This window comes from Pseudomonas sp. PS01299, from assembly GCF_029960145.1.
Classification (GTDB): Bacteria; Pseudomonadota; Gammaproteobacteria; order Pseudomonadales; family Pseudomonadaceae; genus Aquipseudomonas; species Aquipseudomonas putida_A.
On the sequence record NZ_JASCPO010000106.1, the window covers coordinates 1 to 19,457 of the forward strand.

The window sequence follows — 19,457 nt, forward strand, 5'->3', positions numbered from 1 at the left end:
GGCTTGCTCGCGAAGGCGGTGTGTCAGTCATCTGATTCGTTAACTGGCACACCGCCTTCGCGAGCAAGCCCGCTCCCACAGGGGGACATTTCCGACAGAGAATTATTCAGTAGCCGTGCGACTCACGGAATTTCTGGTAGTCGTGAAATTCGATCCATTCGACCACATCGTACGGCAGATAAAGCTGCTGCCGGGCGCGGGAGATGGCGATGTACACGGCGCAGATCCGCTGATCGAACGCGTAGGCGTCCTTGAACTGCACATTGGTCAGCAGCTCGGGCGTCAGCAGAACCCGGTCGAACTCCATGCCGCCCGCCTCTTGCGCCAGCATCAGCAGGCAGCTTTTGCCGGGGCTGCCGATCATCCGATTGAGCCGGGTCAGGTCAGCGACCTTGAAGCCCTTCTCCAGTTCGGCCTCGACCCACAGAAACGCCTCGTCGAACTGGTTGGCATCGCGCACCTGCTGCCACTTGGGCAGATCGCTGAAATAGCGATGCGGGCCCTTCTCGCTGTGTTCGGCACTGTAGAAGTCGACCCTGAACAGTTCGATGGCGGTGATCATGAAGTGCTCGAGGTCGCGCTGGGCTTTCATGTCGGCAAAGCTGAACAGGCAATTGGCATCGTGCAGCTGCATGGCCCACTTCATGGTGTCCCAAGGGGACGCCGTCAGCACCACGCAACCTTCCGGCGGGACAAAGCCCTGCGGATAAAACTCGATGCCGACGTCAGCTTCACGCGCGCCTTCGAACGGCACCTTGCTCTTTTCCGAGTGCCGGGAAATCAGCGGATTGACCAGACGCTCGACGTTACGACCCGAGCGTACCGAGTAGGTGATATCGCTCTGGCGCACCTCACGCTTTCTTTTCACCAGATCGCGCTCGGCATGCTGATACTCATCCCCAAGCGTGATCAGCACCTGCCGGCCGCGCTCGATAATCTGCAGCAGCGAGGCGGGAATGTCCTGACTCTCGTCAATCAGCACGTGGGTATAACGCGGCGGCACCACGCAGCCCGCAAGGCTCGCCCGTTTGATCAGCAACAAGGCTTCAAAGCCGCTCTGCCGGCCCCACGCCGGGTTGGCCTCAAGGTAAGTCCACACGCGGCTTGAATATTCCAGCAGCACCTTGGACTCAAGGCTGGACAAGGACAGTTTGAAATACGGCAGATGATGCGCCGACAGGCTGTAATCCCGGGAGTGGCAATAGCGCTCGAGGGTTTCCAGACAGACGTTGAGAGTCCTTTGCGCGTCATGCTCGCGAAAGCCGAGGATGTTCAGCTCCTGCGCCAGACTCTGTTTGCTCGCGACTCGGCCGGCGGCGCTTGCCGGCTGTGGCTTGCGCCCATAAATCAGCCCGCGCGCGAACGCCTCAAAGGTGATGCCGGGCTTGCGTTCACTGGCAACGCCCATGCGCTGGCACAGGGTCGCAAGTTTTTCCGGGGTGCGTGCCAGCAACAGGGTTTTCCCGGGGTCCAGGCACTCGGTCAAGGCACCGACCAGGTGGCTCTTGCCGATCCCGGCATAGCCTTGCACGTGCAGGTCTTCATCGAGGTTGGCGCGGAAGGTTCTGACCAGTTTGTCCTGCGCGGCGCTGAGCCAGCGCTCGCGGTGCGCGGGGCTGATCATCTGCTGGCTGAACGGATTGTTGATCGCGTGGTGGCGCGTCTTGAACTCGTCATCCCACTTGCCATCGGGCAGCAGGTAATCCTGCGCCGACACCTCTTCGGCCAACAGCAATCGCAGGTTCAATCCCCTGATGGCGTTCAGGCCGAAGTACAACTGGCGCGGGTCGAACAGCCGTTGCGCCTCGGACAGCAGCCCTGCCCCGCCATCGACCGCCCAGGCGATCAGGCGCGCCAGCACCTTCTCCGCCGCCGTGGCGGTGAGATCCTTTTCGGCGGCCTGGGCCAGATTCTGGATGACCAGCACGGCGGCCAATTGCGCATCCGTCAACTCGCCGAGGATTTTCGCGCCCTCGGGCTGCAACAGGCTCGCGCAGGTCTCGTCCGTCACAGGCAAGTACACGGCGGTGGATAAATCGTGATGTTCCGGGTGCATACAACCTCGTAGCCAGGGCGCGAACTTGTCAACGACGCGCGCAGCAAGACGGTGGAGTATGCCACTGTTCAACCTTGGTGGCTGAACAGGCATCGGGGGGCAGCCTTCGCGAGCAGGCTCGCTCCCACAGGGGCTGGTGTGAAAGCCCAAATCGCGGGCATAAAAAAACCGCAGTGGGCGAAACCCATGCAGTTCTGTTGAAGCGTTCTTCGTTCGTTAAGGTGGTAACCCCACCAGCCACACCCCGGCACACAATGTTCCCGCTGTGGCTGCTGCCTTCCGGCTCTGACCAGGTTCACGGGTAATCGTTGCGGGGGGACCGATGGGGTCACCATAACGACACTCACCTGTCGGCGAGCCGCGCCATTGTACCTATCTGAAGCGAAGTTACAACCGTTGGTTTCAGATTAAAAATATGAAGGGCTTCAAGCACTTGCTATTGCGCCTGTAACACCTCGTCCGCCTTGCCGCCCGCCTGCTGGATCACCAGATGGATGAAGTGCAACTTGGCAATCGCCGCCGCCGGCAGCACGAACGGGTAGAAATCCGGCTGCCCCATGCTGCGTGACAGCTCGTTGAGCATGCCCGCCAGTTCGATCCACGCATTGACGAACGACAGGAACGCCGCGCCGCCGGGGTGCTCCGGGTCGTACAGCGTGCTGGACGGGAACGGCTGGTAGTCGAAGTCCATTTCCCGCGCGCTCATGCCGAAACCCAGCGCGGTATCCACCGCATCCATCATGTGCAGGTAATGCGCCCAGGTTTCGGCCCAATCTTCCCATGGGTGCATGGTCGCGTAGGCGCTGACGTAGTGTTGCGGCCAGTCCAGCGGTGCACCTTGCTGGTAGTGACGGTCGAGCGCTTCGGCGTAACTGGCGCGCTCGTCGCCGAACAGGTTTCGGAAAGGTTCAAGCCACGGCCCATTGGCGATCAGACGATCCCAATAATAATGCCCGACCTCATGCCGAAAATGCCCGAGCAGCGTGCGATAGGGCTCATGCATCGCCGCCCTGATCTGCTCGCGATGGGCGTCGTCGGCTTCTTTGATGTCGAGGGTGATCAGGCCGTTGGCGTGGCCGGTCATCGGCGCGTTGCCTTCGAGGTCGACGCCGATGAAGTCGAAGGCCAGACCGGTGGCCTCATCCACGGTTTTCGGGATGACCGGCAGGCCGAGGGTGATCAGTTGCGCCACCAGCCGGCGCTTGGCGATTTCGACTTTGCGCCAGCGTTCGGGGTTTTCCGGCACTGAGAGGTCGGGGATGGTGCGGTTGAGGCTGCAGGCGATGCACAGGCTGTCGTGGCCGTTATCCGGCAGCAGCCAGTTGCACGCGGCGGGCGTGTCGAGGTTGGCGCAGCGACGAAACAGTCCGGCGTCGGGATCGGCATCGAGTGTCCAACTGCCGTCCTGTGGCCCGGGCTGCAACGAGGTCAGGCGACTTTCTTCAGGCTGATAGCCCAACAAGGCGCTGCAAGCCAGACACTGACTGTTGCGAAAGAACAGCGACTGGCCGCAGCGGCACGGCCAGATTTTGCTGTTGCGTGAAGATTCGCCCATGAACGGCGCGACGATGCGAGAACTGAGCTGCTCGAAAAAGCGGTACATGGCGATCTCTCCCTGGGGCTTGCCAAGACTAGATCATTGCCGAGCCGACATCGTTCCGAATACTCCACGGCTATTGGCCGATACCACCCTTGTGGTGAGGGGATTTAGCGAAACGTCGCACCGCCCCGATGGGTTGCGAAGCAGCCCCAAATCCTAAAACTCGGTTGAATCAGACAAACCGTGTGCTCAGGCTTTACGACTGCTGCGCAGCCGGTCGGGGATAAATCCCCTCACTACAGGTTTGAGCCCTATCAGGCAGAAATGCCATGGGTTTTGAGGAACGCGATAAACGCCTCTTCATCCATCACCTTCACCCCCAGTTCATTGGCCTTGGTCAGCTTCGAGCCAGCACCCGGCCCTGCGACCACACAATGAGTTTTCGCCGATACCGAGCCGGCGACCTTGGCGCCGAGGCTTTCCAGGTGCTCTTTAGCGACATCACGGCTCATCAACTCGACCTTGCCGGTCAGCACCCAGGTCTCGCCGGACAGCGGCAGGCCTTCGACGACTTTCTTCTCGCTCAGCCAGTGCATGCCGAAATCCCGCAGCTGTTTCTCGGCGGCCTCGGCGATCAGCCGATGCTCGGGCACAGCAAAAAACTCGCGCACCGAATTGGCCTGCTTCTCCGGTAGCGCCTGACGCATGTCCAGCCAGTCGGCATTCATCACTGCGTCCAGCGAACCGAATTTGTCCGCCAGTTTCTGCGCACCGCCCGGGCCGACAAAGGGAATGTGCAGCTTGTCGAGCAGACCGCCGAGGGTGGTGCTGGCGGCAAATTCGGCGCCGAGTTCACCCTGATCCTGAATCTGCAGGCCATGCCCCAACAACTCGGTGATCACCTGCTGGTTGTGTGCATCTTCAAAGAAGCTATGAATCTCATGCGCCACTTCCAGGCCGATATCCGGCAGGTAGGTCAGCACTTGCGGCAACGCCTGCTGCACGCGCTCCAGCGAACCCAGCGAGCGCGCCAACACCTTGGCCGTCTCCTCGCCGACATCGGGAATGCCCAGCGCATAAATGAACCGCGCCAGTCCCGGTTGCTTGCTGTCTTCAATCGCCGCCAACAGCTTGTTGCTGGAGACCTCGGCGAAGCCTTCCAGATCGACAATGTCGTCGAACTTCAACGCGTACAGATCGGCCGGCGAGCTGACCAGACCTTCATCGACCAGTTGCTCGACGCTCTTGTCGCCAAGGCCTTCGATGTCCATCGCCCGGCGCGAGACGAAGTGAATGATCGCCTGCTTCAGTTGCGCGCCACAGGCCAGACGGCCAACGCAGCGGTACACCGCACCTTCACTGATGGTTTCCTTGCCTTTGCTGCGCTTGACCAGTTGCGTGCGCTCGACATGGGAGCCGCAGACCGGGCAATTCTCTGGAATCGCTACAGGACGAGCATTCTCCGGGCGACGTTCGGTGACCACTTGCACCACCTGCGGGATCACGTCACCGGCGCGACGGATGATCACCGTGTCGCCGATCATCAGGCCCAGGCGCGCCACTTCATCCATGTTGTGCAGGGTCGCGTTGGCGACGGTGACGCCGGCGACCTTGACCGGTTTCAACCGCGCCACCGGAGTGACCGCGCCGGTGCGACCGACCTGGAATTCCACGTCGAGCAGTTCGGTGAGTTCTTCCATCGCCGGGAATTTGTGCGCAATCGCCCAGCGCGGTTCGCGGGCCCGGAAGCCCAGCTCGCGCTGATCGGCGATGCTGTTGACCTTGAACACCACACCGTCGATTTCGTAGGCCAGCGCGTTACGCCGCTCACCGATGTCGCGGTAGTAATCCAGGCACTCGCCGATGCCTTTGGCCAGCTTCAGCTCGTGGCTGATCGGCATGCCCCACTTCTGCAATTGCTTGAGGTTGCCGATGTGAGTATCGGAGATATCGTGGGAGACCTGACCGATGCCGTAGCAGCAGAATTCAAGCGGGCGATTGGCGGTGATCTTCGAATCCAGCTGACGCAGGCTGCCGGCAGCGGCGTTGCGCGGGTTGGCGAAGGTCTTGCCGCCGACTTCCAGTTGCGAGGCGTTGAGGCGCTCGAAACCGGCCTTGGACATGAACACTTCCCCGCGCACTTCGAGGGTCGCCGGCCAGCCTGAGCCGTGCAGCTTCAACGGGATGTTGCGCACGGTGCGCACGTTGACGCTGATGTCTTCACCGGTGGTGCCGTCGCCACGGGTGGCGCCGCGCACCAGCACGCCGTCCTGATACAGCAGGCTGACCGCCAGGCCATCGAGTTTCGGCTCGCAGCTGTATTCCACCGCCGCGCCGCCACCGAACAGATCACCGGCCGGCAGATCCAGACCTTCGGTCACCCGGCGGTCGAACTCGCGCATGTCGGTTTCTTCGAAGGCGTTGCCGAGGCTGAGCATCGGCACTTCGTGACGCACCTGGGTGAACGCGGTCAGCGCCACACTGCCGACACGCTGGGTCGGCGAGTCGCTGGTGATCAATTCCGGATTGGCCGCTTCCAGCGCCTTGAGCTCGTGGAACAACCGGTCGTACTCGGCGTCCGGAATGCTCGGCTCGTCGAGGACGTGGTAACGGTAGTTGTGCTGATCGAGTTCAGCGCGCAGCTCTAGAATGCGGTTTTTGGCGGCGGTCATGGGTGTTCTCTCATAAAGCAAAAGAGCAGCCGAGGCTGCTCAATCTTCTAAATCACAATGGCTCAAGGCTATGGACATTGTGGCGAGGGAGCTTGCTCCCGCTGGGCTGCGAAGCAGCCCCAATACCATCCACCATGTTGCATCAGGCACAACCCGGTTGCAGGATTTACGGCGGCTTCGCCACCGAGCGGGAGCAAGCTCCCTCGCCACAACTGCGCTCTGGCCTTAGCGCTTCTGGGTCAGGGCGCGGCGTTCGAATTCGACGATGCGCTGACGGTAGTGCTCGATAGTCTGTGCGGTCAGCACACTGCGCTGGTCGTCTTTCAGCTCGCCGTTCAGCTCTTGGGACAGCTTGCGTGCTGCCGCCACCATCACGTCGAAGGCCTGCTTCGGATGACGCGGGCCAGGCAGGCCGAGGAAGAAGCTCACCGCCGGGGTGCTGAAATGGTCGATGTCGTCCAGATCGAAGATGCCCGGCTTGACCGCATTGGCCATGGAGAACAGCACTTCACCGTTGCCGGCCATGCTTTCGTGACGGTGGAAAATATCCATCTCGCCAAAACGCAGACCGCTTTCCAGAATATTCTGCAGCAGGGCCGGGCCTTTGAAGCCGGCGGCGTCGCGGCAGATCACGCTGATCACCAGGACTTCTTCGGCTTGCGGCTGATCCTTGTCGGCCACGGCTGGCGCAGGCTTGCTGTCGTCGACGAAGTCATCATCACGGCTGCTGAAGCTCGGGCCGCCGTCCAGGTCCAGGTCGAGGTTCAGGTCGCCCTGGGCCGGACCGTTGCTGCCGCGCTTGCCACGTTTCGAACCGGATTCGCGAGGCTCGCGTGCTTCGCGGGCCGGCATGCTCACCGACGGCAGATCGTGTTCGTCCAGTTGCGGCTCTTTGTGCGTATCCAGTACGCGGGCCGGGCCCAACAGCTCAGCACTGGTGTCCTCGTCCGGCAGGTTGGACAGACTTCGGTCAAGACGGAATTTCAGTTTTCCCTTGCCGCCGCGCATACGGCGCCAGCCATCGAAAAGAATACCGGCTATCACAATGATGCCGATGACGATCAGCCACTCGCGCAGACCGATTTCCATGTAATCCCGTGCCTCTATAAAAAATGCTGAAAAATAAGGGGTTTACATTGTGCAAACCGCTTTAAAACGTGGCGCCAACTCTATGTTCTGACAGGCGTTTTGCCCACGTATACGAAAAATTGACATTAAACTAGCACGACCAAAGACAACTTTACACCGTCTGTCACATTGGCTTGCGCGAATATGTCGATTGGCCAGCAAGTCGAAGTCGGTAAAAAAGTCCTACAGACTACTCATACCCTTCCGACACCACGCTGACTCAGGCGTCCACCATCGCCATCGCCTCCTCGACATCCACTGCAACCAGTCGCGAACAACCCGGCTCGTGCATCGTCACGCCCATCAGTTGATCGGCCATTTCCATGGCGATCTTGTTGTGGGTGATATAGATGAACTGCACGGTCTGCGACATCTCTTTAACCAATCGTGCGTAGCGTCCAACGTTAGCGTCATCCAGTGGCGCGTCAACTTCATCGAGCATGCAGAACGGCGCCGGATTCAATTTGAAGATCGCAAAAACCAGTGCCAGCGCGGTCAGGGCTTTTTCCCCGCCGGAGAGCAAATGGATGGTGCTGTTCTTCTTTCCTGGCGGCCGCGCCATGATCGTCACCCCTGTATCGAGTAGATCTTCGCCCGTCAGTTCCAAATACGCGCTGCCACCACCGAAAACTTTCGGGAAAAGCGCCTGTAATCCGCCATTGATCTGATCAAAGGTATCCTTGAAGCGGTTACGGGTTTCCTTGTCGATCTTGCGAATGACGTTTTCCAGGGTCTGCAATGCTTCGACCAGATCGGCGTCCTGCGCATCCAGATAACGTTTACGCTCGGATTGTTGCGTGTATTCGTCGATGGCCGCGAGGTTGATCGCACCCAGGCGCTGAATCCGCGCATTGATCCGTTCGAGTTCTTCTTCGGCGGCGCGTTCACTGGCCTCGGGGGTCAACGTCGCGAGCACGCCATTGAGATCGTAGCCGTCTTCGAGCAATTGATCCTGCAACGCCTTGCGCCGCACGGTCAGCGCTTGCCATTCCATGCGCTGCTGTTCGAGCTGGCCACGGATCAGTTGCGATTGCTGCTCGGCCTGGGTCCGGCGCTTTTCCGCCTCGCGCAATTCGCGGTCGGCGTCTTCCAGCGCAATCTGCGCAGTCTTCAGTTCTTCGTCGACGGTCATGCGTTTGTCGAGCAGCTCTTCGAGTTTCAGGCGCAGCTCTTCCAGCGGTGCCTCGCCCTCCTCCAGATTCAGACTCAACTGTTCGCGTTTTTCGGTCAGGCGCTCGGCCTGCATCTCCAGACGTTCCAACGCCTGACGCGTGGAATCGTGCTGCGCGCGCAACGAGCCGAGACGCACCGCCAGTTGATGGGCGTGATCCTTGTGCTGGCGGGCTTCCTGGCGCACGCGATCAAGGCGTTCTCGCAGGCTGTCACGCTGAGCCAGCAGCAACTCGCGCTGCTCGGTATCCAGCGCCATGGCGTCGAGCGCTTCCTGCAATTGCATGCGCGCTTCGCCGATCTGCTCGTGTTCCAGTTCGCGTTGCTCGCCGAGTTCGATCAGCTCCTCATCGAGTCGGGTGCGGCGCAGCGTCAGCTGTTCAGCCTTGGCTTTACCGGCGGACAACTGGGCTTTCAATTCACCTTGGGAGCGGGCTTCGTCCTGCAGCAAACGGCGCAAGTGTTCGCGGCCGTTTTCCTGCTGCCGCTGTTGCGCCCGCAGGGTTTGCAGACGGGTTTCCATGGCTTCGACCGTGGCTTCGCGCTCTTCGCGTTCGACCTGCAGCGTCTCGATTTCCTGGCCACGGGCAAGCATGCCGCTCTCGGCTTCACTGGCGCGACGCACCCGCAGGAAGTGTCGACCAACCCAGTAACCGTCGCGACTGATCAGGCTCTGCCCGGCACTCAACTGGCCGCGCAGGGCCAACGCCTGTTCAAGGCTGTCGACCGGTTTGACCTGGCCGAGCCACGGCGACAGATCGATCTGCGCCTCGACTTTATCCAGCAGGCTGCCCGCCACTCGCACACCATCGCTGGCGGGGCTGAGCAGGCGCAGATCGCCTTGGGTGAAACCGGACAGATCGAAGCCGTTGAAGTCGTCCACCAGCACCGCTTGCAGATCGGCGCCGAGCACGGTTTCCACCGCCAGCTCCCAACCGGCCTCGACCTTCAAGCCTTCGGCGAGACGCGGCCGTTCGGCGAGGTTGTGTTCCTTCAGCCATTCGGCGGTGCCGGTGCCCGGGTCGAGCGCGGCTTGCTGCAAGGCTTCCAGCGACGCCAGTCGCCCGTTGAGGCGCTGCAAATCGCCCTGCGCCTGCTGCTGCGCGGTCAGTGCCTGCTGCAATTCCTGACGCAGTTGTTCCAGTTTTTCGACCTGCGCTTCTTCGCTGGTCTGCAAATCTTCGAGGGTCGCCTCGGATTCGGCGAGCTGCTCGTTGAGCGCCATGATCGCCGCGTCTTCCGGGTCGGCGGAAAGCAGATCGCGCTCTTCGGCGAGACGCTTTTGCCGATCGGCAAGACGCTCCATGCTGGTTTCCAGCTGCTGGATCCGTGACTGCTGCACCTCAGCCTGACGCCGTGGTTCGGCGGCGGTCAGGTTGAAGGTGTCCCACTGCTCTTGCCAGCCGTGCATGGTCAGCTCGGCTTCTTCCAGCGCAGCGGCGGCTTCTTCGGCAGCGGCGCTGGTGACTTCCTGCTCGGGGGTGAGCATGTCCAGCTCTTCGCCGAGGGTCAGCAGCAGCGTGCGGTCGTGGCCCAGGTGCGATTCGGTTTCCAGACGCGCGCGCTCGGCTTCTTTCAGATCGTCCTGCAACTGGCGCAAGCGCTGCTGGCCGTGCTGGATGCTCTGCTCGACCCGGGCGATGTCGCCGCCGACCGAATAGAAGCGGCCCTGCACCAGATTGAAGCGCTCGGACAGTTCATGGTGCCCGTCGCGCAGCCGCTCGATAGCCGCATCGGCATTGCGCTGCTCGGCGACCAGCGCTTCGAAACTGACTTCCTGGGTGCCGATGATCGACTCGCGCTGGCCGACCTGATCGTTCAGATCCTGCCAGCGCAGGGCCGACAGTTGCGCCTTGAGCTGGCGCTCTTCGCTCTTGTATTCCTGATACTTCTTGGCGGACTCGGCCTGCCGGTGCAAGCGTTCGAGCTGGCGCTCGAGTTCTTCACGCAGGTCGGTCAGACGCGCAAGGTTTTCGTGGGTGCGGCGGATGCGGTTTTCGGTTTCGCGCCGACGCTCCTTGTACTTGGAGATGCCCGCCGCCTCTTCGATGAAGTTGCGCAGGTCTTCCGGTTTGGCTTCGATCAGCTTGGAGATCATCCCCTGCTCGATGATCGAGTAGCTGCGCGGGCCGAGGCCGGTGCCGAGGAAGATGTCGGTAATGTCGCGACGACGGCACTTGGCGCCGTTGAGGAAATAGCTGTTCTGGCTGTCGCGGGTGACTTTGCGGCGAATGGAGATCTCGGCGTAAGCCGCGTACTCGCCGACCAGGGTGCCGTCGGAGTTGTCGAACACCAGTTCGATGCTCGCCTGGCTCACCGGTTTGCGGCTGGTCGAGCCGTTGAAGATGACGTCGGTCATCGACTCGCCACGCAGGTTCTTCGCCGAACTCTCGCCCATCACCCAGCGTACGGCGTCGATAATGTTCGACTTGCCGCAACCGTTCGGCCCGACGACCGCCGCCATGTTACTGGGGAAGTTCACCGTGGTCGGGTCGACGAAGGACTTGAACCCCGCCAGTTTGATGCACTTCAGCCGCACGCTCAGGCAACCGTCAGGGCGGAGACCACCAGATCGCAGCTGCGCTGGGCGTAAGCCGTCAGCACGATGCGGATCTGCGGCAAATCACGGGCGAGCACAGCGGCCAGCAGGCGTTCGAACAGTTCGAGAAACTCGCTCATTTCGGCCTTGCGCTGTTCGAGGGCGAGGAAATAGGCACGGCTCATGGCCGGCTGCAGGTTCTCGACGGTCTCTTGCAGGTACGGGTTGTTGGCAAACGGGTACGCAGCGCGCATCACGGCGAAGCTGTCGTCGACGAAGGTGCGGATGTCCTGACGCTCGTAGCTGGCGGTCAGGCGCTGCTGGATCTGCACGAACGGCGCCATGTCGGCCTGGATCTGCCAGCCATTGGCGACCGCATTGCCGAGCAGGATGTACAGCTCGCTCATCAGCGTGCACAGGCTCTGCACCTTGTGCGCGGTGAGTTCGGTGACATGGGCGCCACGTCGCGGCAGGATCGCGATCAGGTGACGGCGTTCGAGGATCAGCAGGGCTTCGCGGACCGATCCGCGGCTGACATTGAGGGCCAGCGTGACCTTCTGTTCCTGAATGCGCTCTCCCGGCTTCATTTCGCCGCGAATGATGCGTTCGGCGAGGTGGTGAGCAATTTGCTCGGCGAGGCTGTCCGGCGCCTTGAACGTCATGGTTGTCCTTCAAACTCTTCGATCTGCACAAGCGGCGCAGTGTAGCGCAAATGCAGGTGCATGGCGGAGTGCCCGCACGGCGCTTTTTGGCACGATTCAAGCAAAAAGGCAGTGGATCCGCTCAGGGTCAATACTCAATAGAGCACGCGTTAATCGACAAAACCGTTTTTCCTGACCTTTAAGTCAGAAAACCATTGACCGAAAAGTCAGACCTGCTAAATTCGGCTCAAGTCGGTTAACAACAATAATGAGTCTGCGAGGCCTTCCGTGATCCAGTTTTTACTTAACCAGGAACTCCGTAGCGAGCACGCCCTGGACCCGAATCTGACCGTGCTCAATTACCTGCGCGAACACGTGGGCAAATCCGGCACCAAAGAAGGCTGCGCCAGCGGCGACTGTGGCGCCTGCACCGTGGTGGTCGGCGAGTTGCAAACGGATGACGCCGGCCGCGAACACATTCGCTATCGCAGCCTCAACTCGTGCCTGACCTTTGTGTCGTCGCTGCACGGCAAACAACTGATCAGCGTCGAAGACCTCAAGCACCAGGGCGAACTGCACAGCGTGCAGAAAGCCATGGTCGAGTGCCACGGCTCACAGTGCGGCTTCTGCACCCCCGGTTTCGTCATGTCGCTGTTCGCCCTGCAAAAGAACAGCGATGCACCGGATCCGGCCAAGGCGCACGAAGCGCTGGCCGGCAACCTCTGCCGCTGCACCGGCTACCGGCCGATCCTCGCCGCCGCCGAGCAATCCTGCTGTGGCAAGCAACCGGATCAGTTCGATGCCCGCGAAGCCGAGACCATCGCCCGCCTCAAAGCCATCGCCCCGACCGATATCGGTGAACTCAATAGTGGCGACAAGCGCTGCCTGGTGCCGCTGACCGTCGCCGATCTGGCCGATCTCTACGACGCTTACCCACAAGCGCGGCTGCTGGCCGGCGGCACCGATCTGGCGCTGGAAGTCACCCAGTTCCATCGCACCCTGCCGGTGATGATCTACGTCGGCAACGTCGCCGAAATGAAGCGCATCGAAACCTTCGACGACCGCATCGAAATCGGCGCCGCCACCGCCCTCTCCGACTGCTACGAAGCGCTGACCGCCGAATACCCGGACTTCGGCGAACTGCTGCACCGCTTCGCCTCGCTGCAGATCCGCAACCAAGGCACCCTCGGCGGCAACATCGGCAACGCCTCGCCGATCGGTGACTCGCCACCGCTGCTGATCGCCCTCGGCGCGCAAGTGGTGCTGTGCAAAGGCGAAACCCGGCGCACGCTGAACCTGGAAGATTACTTCATCGACTACAAGGTCACCGCCCGTCAGGAAAGCGAGTTCATCGAGAAAATCATCGTCCCGCGCGCCACCGCCGAACAGCGTTTCCGCGCCTACAAGGTTTCCAAGCGTCTGGACGATGACATCTCCGCCGTCTGCGCCGCATTCAATCTGCGCGTGGAAAACGGCGTGATCAGCGATGCGCGCATGGCGTTCGGCGGCATGGCCGCGATTCCGAAACGCGCCGCCCATTGCGAAGCCGTGCTGCTCGGCCAGCCGTTCAACAGCGCCGTGGTCGAACGCGCCTGCGCCGCACTGGCCGAAGACTTCACGCCGCTCTCGGACTTCCGCGCCAGCAAGGAATATCGCCTGCTCAGCGCACAGAACCTGCTGCGCAAATACTTCATCGAACTGCAAACACCGCACATCGAGACTCGGGTGACCGCTTATGTCTAACCATCACGCCGTAGAGAAGACTCAAGCCGAACTGGCGGAACTGTTCGCCAAGGACCTGACCACCGGCGTCGGCCGCAGCGTCAAGCACGACAGCGCCGCCAAGCATGTGTCCGGTGAAGCCCAGTACATCGATGATCGTCTGGAATTTCCCAATCAACTGCACGTGTACGCACGGCTGTCGGACCGCGCCCACGCGAAGATCATCAGCATCGACACCAAGCCCTGCTACGCCTTCGAAGGCGTGCGCATTGCGATCACCCACGAAGACGTGCCGGGCCTGAAAGACATCGGCCCGCTGCTGCCGGGCGATCCGCTGCTGGCCATCGATGACGTGCAATTCGTCGGTCAGCCAGTGCTGGCCGTGGCGGCGAAAGACCTGGAAACCGCGCGCAAAGCAGCCATGGCGGCGATCATCGAATACGAAGATCTCGAGCCGGTGCTGGACGTGGTCGAAGCCTTGCGCAAACGCCACTTCGTGCTCGACAGCCACACCCATCAGCGTGGCGATTCGGCTTCGGCATTGGCCACCGCCGAACATCGCATTCAAGGCACGCTGCACATCGGCGGTCAGGAACACTTTTATCTGGAAACCCAGATCTCCTCGGTGATGCCCACCGAAGACGGCGGCATGATCGTCTACTGCTCGACGCAGAACCCCACCGAAGTGCAGAAACTGGTGGCCGAAGTGCTCGACGTGTCGATGAACAAGATCGTCGTCGACATGCGCCGCATGGGCGGTGGTTTCGGCGGCAAGGAAACCCAGGCCGCCAGCCCGGCGTGCCTGTGCGCGGTGATCGCGCACCTCACCGGGCAGCCGACCAAGATGCGCCTGCCACGGGTCGAAGACATGCTGATGACCGGCAAGCGCCACCCGTTCTATGTCGAGTACGACGTTGGCTTCGACAGCAGCGGGCGCCTGCACGGCATCGCCATGGACCTGGCCGGCAACTGCGGCTGTTCGCCGGACCTGTCGGCGTCGATCGTTGACCGGGCGATGTTCCACTCGGACAACTCGTACTACCTCGGGGACGCGACCATCAATGGTCACCGCTGCAAGACCAACACCGCGTCGAACACTGCCTACCGTGGTTTCGGCGGCCCGCAAGGGATGGTCGCCATCGAAGAAGTGATGGACGCGATTGCCCGTCACCTCAACCTCGATCCGCTGGCGGTGCGCAAGGCCAACTACTACGGCAAGACCGAGCGCAACGTCACCCACTACTACCAGACCGTCGAGCACAACATGCTCGAGGAAATGACCGCCGAACTGGAAGAAAGCAGCCAGTACGCCGAGCGCCGCGAAGCGATCCGTCGCTACAACGCCAACAGCCCAATCCTGAAAAAAGGCCTGGCGCTGACCCCGGTGAAATTCGGCATTTCCTTCACCGCCAGTTTCCTCAATCAGGCCGGCGCGCTGATCCACGTCTACACCGACGGCAGCATCCACCTGAACCACGGCGGCACGGAAATGGGCCAGGGCCTCAACACCAAAGTCGCGCAGGTGGTGGCCGAAGTGTTCCAGGTGGAAATGGATCGGGTGCAGATCACCGCGACCAACACCGACAAAGTGCCGAACACCTCGCCGACTGCGGCCTCCAGCGGCGCTGACCTCAACGGCAAGGCCGCGCAGAACGCCGCCGAGATCATCAAGCAGCGTCTGGTGGAATTCGCCGCGCGGCACTACAAGGTCAGCGAAGAAGACGTGGAATTCCACAACGGCCATGTGCGCGTGCGTGACCACATCATGACCTTCGAAGCGCTGATCCAACTGGCGTATTTCAATCAGGTCTCGCTGTCGAGCACCGGCTTCTACAAGACCCCGAAAATCTACTACGACCGCAGCCAGGCCCGTGGTCGGCCGTTCTACTACTTCGCCTTTGGCGCGGCGTGCTGCGAAGTGATCGTCGACACCCTGACCGGCGAGTACAAGATGCTCCGTACCGACATCCTCCACGACGTCGGCGCCTCGCTGAACCCGGCGATCGACATCGGTCAGGTCGAGGGCGGTTTCGTCCAGGGCATGGGCTGGCTGACCATGGAGGAGCTGGTCTGGAACAACAAGGGCAAGCTGATGACCAACGGCCCGGCCAGCTACAAGATCCCGGCCGTGGCAGACATGCCGCTGGACCTGCGGGTGAAACTGGTGGAAAACCGCAAGAACCCGGAAGACACGGTGTTCCATTCCAAGGCTGTGGGTGAGCCGCCGTTCATGCTCGGGATTGCCGCGTGGTGCGCGATCAAGGACGCGGTGGCGAGCCTCGGTGACTATAAGCATCAGCCGCAGATCGATGCGCCTGCGACCCCGGAGCGGGTGTTGTGGGGCTGTGAGCAGATGCGCCAGCTCAAGACGGTGAAAGCGGTCGAAGCTGAAACCGAGTTGGCTCCGCTCTAGGACCGAGGTGCGGCTATCGCGAGCAGGCTCACTCCTACAGGGGAATGCAATTCAACTGTAGGAGTGAGCCCTGCTCGCGATGGCGGACTGACAGACAACGAAGATGTCGAGGTGAACATGTACAACTGGATCGAAGCCCTCGCCGACCTGCAGAACCAGGGCGAACCCTGTGTTCTGGTGACGATCATTGAAGAACTCGGCTCGACCCCGCGCAACGCCGGCTCGAAGATGGTCGTCAGCGCGAAACAGACCTTCGACACCATCGGTGGCGGGCATCTGGAATACAAAGCCATGCAGATCGCCCGCGAGATGCTCGCCAGCGGCAAGCAGGACACCCATCTGGAGCGCTTCAGCCTCGGCGCCAGCCTCGGCCAGTGCTGCGGTGGCGCCACCGTGTTGCTGTTCGAACCGATGGGCCAGGTGCAGGCGCAGATCGCTGTGTTCGGCGCCGGGCATGTCGGCCGCGCGCTGGTACCGTTGCTCGCCAGCCTGCCGTGCCGGGTGCGCTGGATCGATTCGCGGGAAGAGGAATTCCCCGAACAGATCCCCCACGGCGTGCGTAAAATCGTCGCCGAAGAGCCTGTGGATGAAATCGACGACCTGCCCGCCGGCAGCTACTGCATCGTCATGACCCACAACCATCAGCTCGACCTGGAACTCACTGCCGCGATCCTCAAGCGCAACGACTTCGCTTACTTCGGCCTGATCGGTTCGAAGACCAAACGGGCCAAGTTCGAACATCGCCTGCGTGATCGCGGTTTCGACAGCGGCGTCGTGCAACGCATGCGCTGCCCGATGGGCATTGGCGAAGTCAAAGGCAAACTGCCTGTGGAAATCGCCATCTCCATCGCCGGCGAAATCATCGCCACCTATAACGCCAATTTCGGCCAGCACAGCGCCAGCGCCGAACCGATTGCCAGACTGCTGCCGGTTTCGCGGCGCAGTCAGGCCGCCAAACTCAAAGCCTCAAACTGATTAGAGAACCCTCATGCCTCTGACTCGCAAAGCCTACCGCGCCGCCATCCTGCACAGCATCGCCGACCCCGCCGAAGTCGGGATCGAAGCCTCCTACGACTATTTCGAGGACGGCCTGCTGGTGGTCGATGGCGGCAAGATCAGCGCCCTCGGCCACGCCAGCGAACTGCTGCCGACCCTGCCGGCGGACATCGAGATCACCCACTATCAGGACGCGCTGATCACCCCGGGCTTCATCGACACCCACATCCACCTGCCGCAAACCGGCATGGTCGGCGCCTACGGCGAGCAACTGCTGGACTGGCTCAACACCTACACCTTCCCGTGCGAAAGCCAGTTCGGTGACAAGGCCCACGCCGACGACGTGGCCGATATCTTCATCAAGGAACTGCTGCGCAACGGCACCACCACCGCACTGGTGTTCGGCAGCGTGCACCCGCAATCGGTGAACTCGTTCTTCGAGGCGGCCGAGAAGCTCGACCTGCGGATGATCGCCGGTAAGGTGATGATGGACCGCAACGCGCCGGACTATCTGACCGACACCGCCGAATCGAGCTACGTCGAGAGCAAGGCGCTGATCGAACGCTGGCATGGCAAGGGCCGCCTGCACTACGCGGTCACCCCGCGTTTCGCTCCTACCAGCACCCCGGAGCAACTGACCCTCGCCGGCCAACTGTTGACCGAATACCCGGATCTGTACATGCAGACCCACATCAGCGAAAACCTCAAGGAAATCGAGTGGGTCAAGGAACTGTTCCCGGAGCGCAAGGGTTACCTCGACGTTTACGATCACTACAAGCTGCTCGGCGAACGCTCGGTGTTCGCCCACGGCGTGCACCTGTGCGACGACGAATGTGCGCGACTGGCGGAAACCGGCTCGGCGATCTCGTTCTGCCCGACCTCGAACTTCTTCCTCGGCAGTGGTTTGTTCAATCTGCCGATGGCCGAGAAGCACAAGCTCAACGTCGGTCTCGGCACTGACGTCGGCGGCGGCACCAGTTTCTCGCTGCTGCAAACGCTGAACGAAGCCTACAAAGTCATGCAGCTGCAGGGCGCGCGGTTGAGTCCGTTCAAGTCGCTGTACTTGGCGACGCTGGGCGGTGCGCGGGCACTGCGTCTGGAAGACAAGATCGGCAACCTGCAACCGGGTTCCGATGCGGACTTCCTGGTGCTGGACTACAACGCCACGCCACTGCTGAGCTATCGCCTGAAACAGGCTAACAACATTGCTGAAACGTTGTTTGTGCTGATGACACTGGGCGATGACCGCACGGTGCAGCAGACGTATGCGGCGGGGGCTTTGGTGCATCAGCGCTGAGTTTTTTCAAGGCATAAAAAATCCCCCGGTGGTGTTAGCACCGGGGGATTTTTGTTGCCTGTCAGACCGTATTCGCGAGCAAGCCCGCTCCCACAGGGGATCTCAGTCGATGCCAAATTTTATATTCACTGAAGATCCAATGTGGGAGCGGGCTTGCTCGCGAAGGCCGCGACTCGGTATCAGTCAGAGTTTCGCCGCAGGGCGCCCAGGCTTCTTGGTCTGCAACAAATGCGAGAACACTGCATGCAAATCATCCGACGCACTTTCCTCATCGAGGTTGAGCTTGCTGTCGATGTGATCCATGTGATGCATCATCAGGTCCACCGCCAGCTCACCGTTGCGCGCTTCGATGGCGTCGATCAACTGGGTGTGCTCGTCGTAGGAGCAATGCGAGCGATTGCCGCTTTCATACTGGGCGATGATCAGCGAGGTCTGCGAGACCAGACTGCGCTGGAAGCTGATCAGTGGCGCGTTCTTCGCCGCTTCGGCCAGTTTCAGGTGGAATTCGCCCGACAGACGGATACCGGCGCCGCGATCGCCACGGGAGAAACTGTCGCGCTCGTCGTTGACCATCTGACGCAGTTCGGCGATCTGCTCGGCGGTGGCGTGCTGCACGGCCAGTTCGGTGATCGCGCGCTCCACCAGACGCCGGGCCATGAACACCTGACGCGCTTCTTCAACGCTCGGGCTGGCGACCACGGCGCCACGGTTCGGCCGCAACAGGACCACGCCTTCATGGGCCAGACGCGACAGCGCGCGGCGAATGATGGTGCGGCTGACCCCGAAGATTTCCCCCAGCGCTTCTTCGCTCAATTTTGTACCGGGCGCCAGACGCTGTTCGAGGATGGCCTCGAAGATATGCGCGTAGACAATATCGTCCTGGGTTCCGCTGCGGCCGGCTTTGCCTGCTCGCGGTTGTTTCTTGAGGGGTTGCAACTGTTCGTTCATGGGCACTCGAGTCGGGAGAACTGCGGCGAATAGACCGTGACTGTAATACGGCACAGTAGGTCGCTGGCAAGTATCGCGTAAAAAACAGCGCGATTGTACACAATGGATGGTGGCAACACGACTGTATGGCTGTTTGTGACCACGGCTGTATTGCAACGATCCGTTACGATTGAGTTTAGGCTTGATCGCAGAATCCGCAGCCAGAACACAACTCTCCTGTGGGAGCGGGCTTGCTCGCGAAGGCGGTGTGTCAGGCGACATCTGCTTTTACTGGCCCAGCGCTTTCGCGAGCAAGCCCGCTCCCACAGGGATTCATGGGTAATTGCGGGGATCTT

Annotated in this window: 11 protein-coding genes and 1 other RNA gene; 4 read left to right on the forward strand and 8 right to left on the reverse strand. The window is 61.3% G+C overall.

Translation table 11 applies throughout. From position 1 onward, the window contains the following. Nucleotides 1-106 precede the first annotated feature (106 nt). From QMX91_RS18505 to QMX91_RS18535, 7 genes are all read right to left on the reverse strand, one after another. Nucleotides 107-2,056, reverse strand: coding sequence for a hypothetical protein (locus QMX91_RS18505; RefSeq protein ID WP_282413159.1), 1,950 nt, complete (start codon nucleotides 2,054-2,056; stop codon nucleotides 107-109). A 228-nt stretch (nucleotides 2,057-2,284) separates the two neighbouring features. Further along, an RNA gene (ffs, locus tag QMX91_RS18510) (signal recognition particle sRNA small type) lies at nucleotides 2,285-2,381 on the reverse strand. 111 nt (nucleotides 2,382-2,492) lie between these two features. Beyond that, nucleotides 2,493-3,659 (reverse strand): putative zinc-binding metallopeptidase, encoded by a 1,167-nt coding sequence (locus QMX91_RS18515; protein WP_282413160.1) that lies wholly within the window; start codon nucleotides 3,657-3,659, stop codon nucleotides 2,493-2,495. Between the two features lie 251 nt (nucleotides 3,660-3,910). Continuing rightward, on the reverse strand, nucleotides 3,911-6,268 hold the full coding sequence (gene ligA / locus QMX91_RS18520) for an NAD-dependent DNA ligase LigA (protein WP_210557473.1): 2,358 nt from the start codon (nucleotides 6,266-6,268) through the stop codon (nucleotides 3,911-3,913). 225 nt (nucleotides 6,269-6,493) lie between these two features. Continuing rightward, nucleotides 6,494-7,357 (reverse strand): cell division protein ZipA, encoded by an 864-nt coding sequence (gene zipA / locus QMX91_RS18525; RefSeq protein WP_027613270.1) that lies wholly within the window; start codon nucleotides 7,355-7,357, stop codon nucleotides 6,494-6,496. 259 nt (nucleotides 7,358-7,616) lie between these two features. Continuing rightward, complete coding sequence (gene smc, locus QMX91_RS18530; protein WP_282413161.1) at nucleotides 7,617-11,105, reverse strand: chromosome segregation protein SMC; 3,489 nt, start codon at nucleotides 11,103-11,105, stop codon at nucleotides 7,617-7,619. A gap of 2 nt (nucleotides 11,106-11,107) precedes the next feature. After that, on the reverse strand, nucleotides 11,108-11,767 hold the full coding sequence (locus QMX91_RS18535; protein WP_134785863.1) for a GntR family transcriptional regulator: 660 nt from the start codon (nucleotides 11,765-11,767) through the stop codon (nucleotides 11,108-11,110). 267 nt (nucleotides 11,768-12,034) lie between these two features. On the opposite strand from QMX91_RS18535, the gene xdhA reads away from it, so the two are divergent. The 4 genes from xdhA to guaD all read left to right on the forward strand — a co-directional run bounded on the left by xdhA (nucleotide 12,035) and on the right by guaD (nucleotide 18,174). Beyond that, nucleotides 12,035-13,489, forward strand: coding sequence for a xanthine dehydrogenase small subunit (xdhA, locus tag QMX91_RS18540; RefSeq protein WP_139055676.1), 1,455 nt, complete (start codon nucleotides 12,035-12,037; stop codon nucleotides 13,487-13,489). Continuing rightward, complete coding sequence (xdhB, locus tag QMX91_RS18545; protein ID WP_204896396.1) at nucleotides 13,482-15,881, forward strand: xanthine dehydrogenase molybdopterin binding subunit; 2,400 nt, start codon at nucleotides 13,482-13,484, stop codon at nucleotides 15,879-15,881. Before xdhA ends, xdhB begins: the two co-directional genes overlap by 8 nt. Nucleotides 15,882-15,998: 117 nt before the next feature. Then, complete coding sequence (gene xdhC / locus QMX91_RS18550) at nucleotides 15,999-16,856, forward strand: xanthine dehydrogenase accessory protein XdhC (RefSeq protein ID WP_225138146.1); 858 nt, start codon at nucleotides 15,999-16,001, stop codon at nucleotides 16,854-16,856. 13 nt (nucleotides 16,857-16,869) lie between these two features. Beyond that, a complete protein-coding gene (guaD, locus tag QMX91_RS18555; protein ID WP_282413162.1) occupies nucleotides 16,870-18,174 on the forward strand; it encodes a guanine deaminase in 1,305 nt (434 codons plus the stop codon). A gap of 183 nt (nucleotides 18,175-18,357) precedes the next feature. Here guaD and QMX91_RS18560 read toward each other — a convergent pair whose 3' ends face one another. Then, nucleotides 18,358-19,122, reverse strand: a complete 765-nt coding sequence (locus QMX91_RS18560; RefSeq protein ID WP_007961054.1) for a GntR family transcriptional regulator — start codon at nucleotides 19,120-19,122, stop codon at nucleotides 18,358-18,360. Between the last annotated feature and the right edge of the window lie 335 nt (nucleotides 19,123-19,457).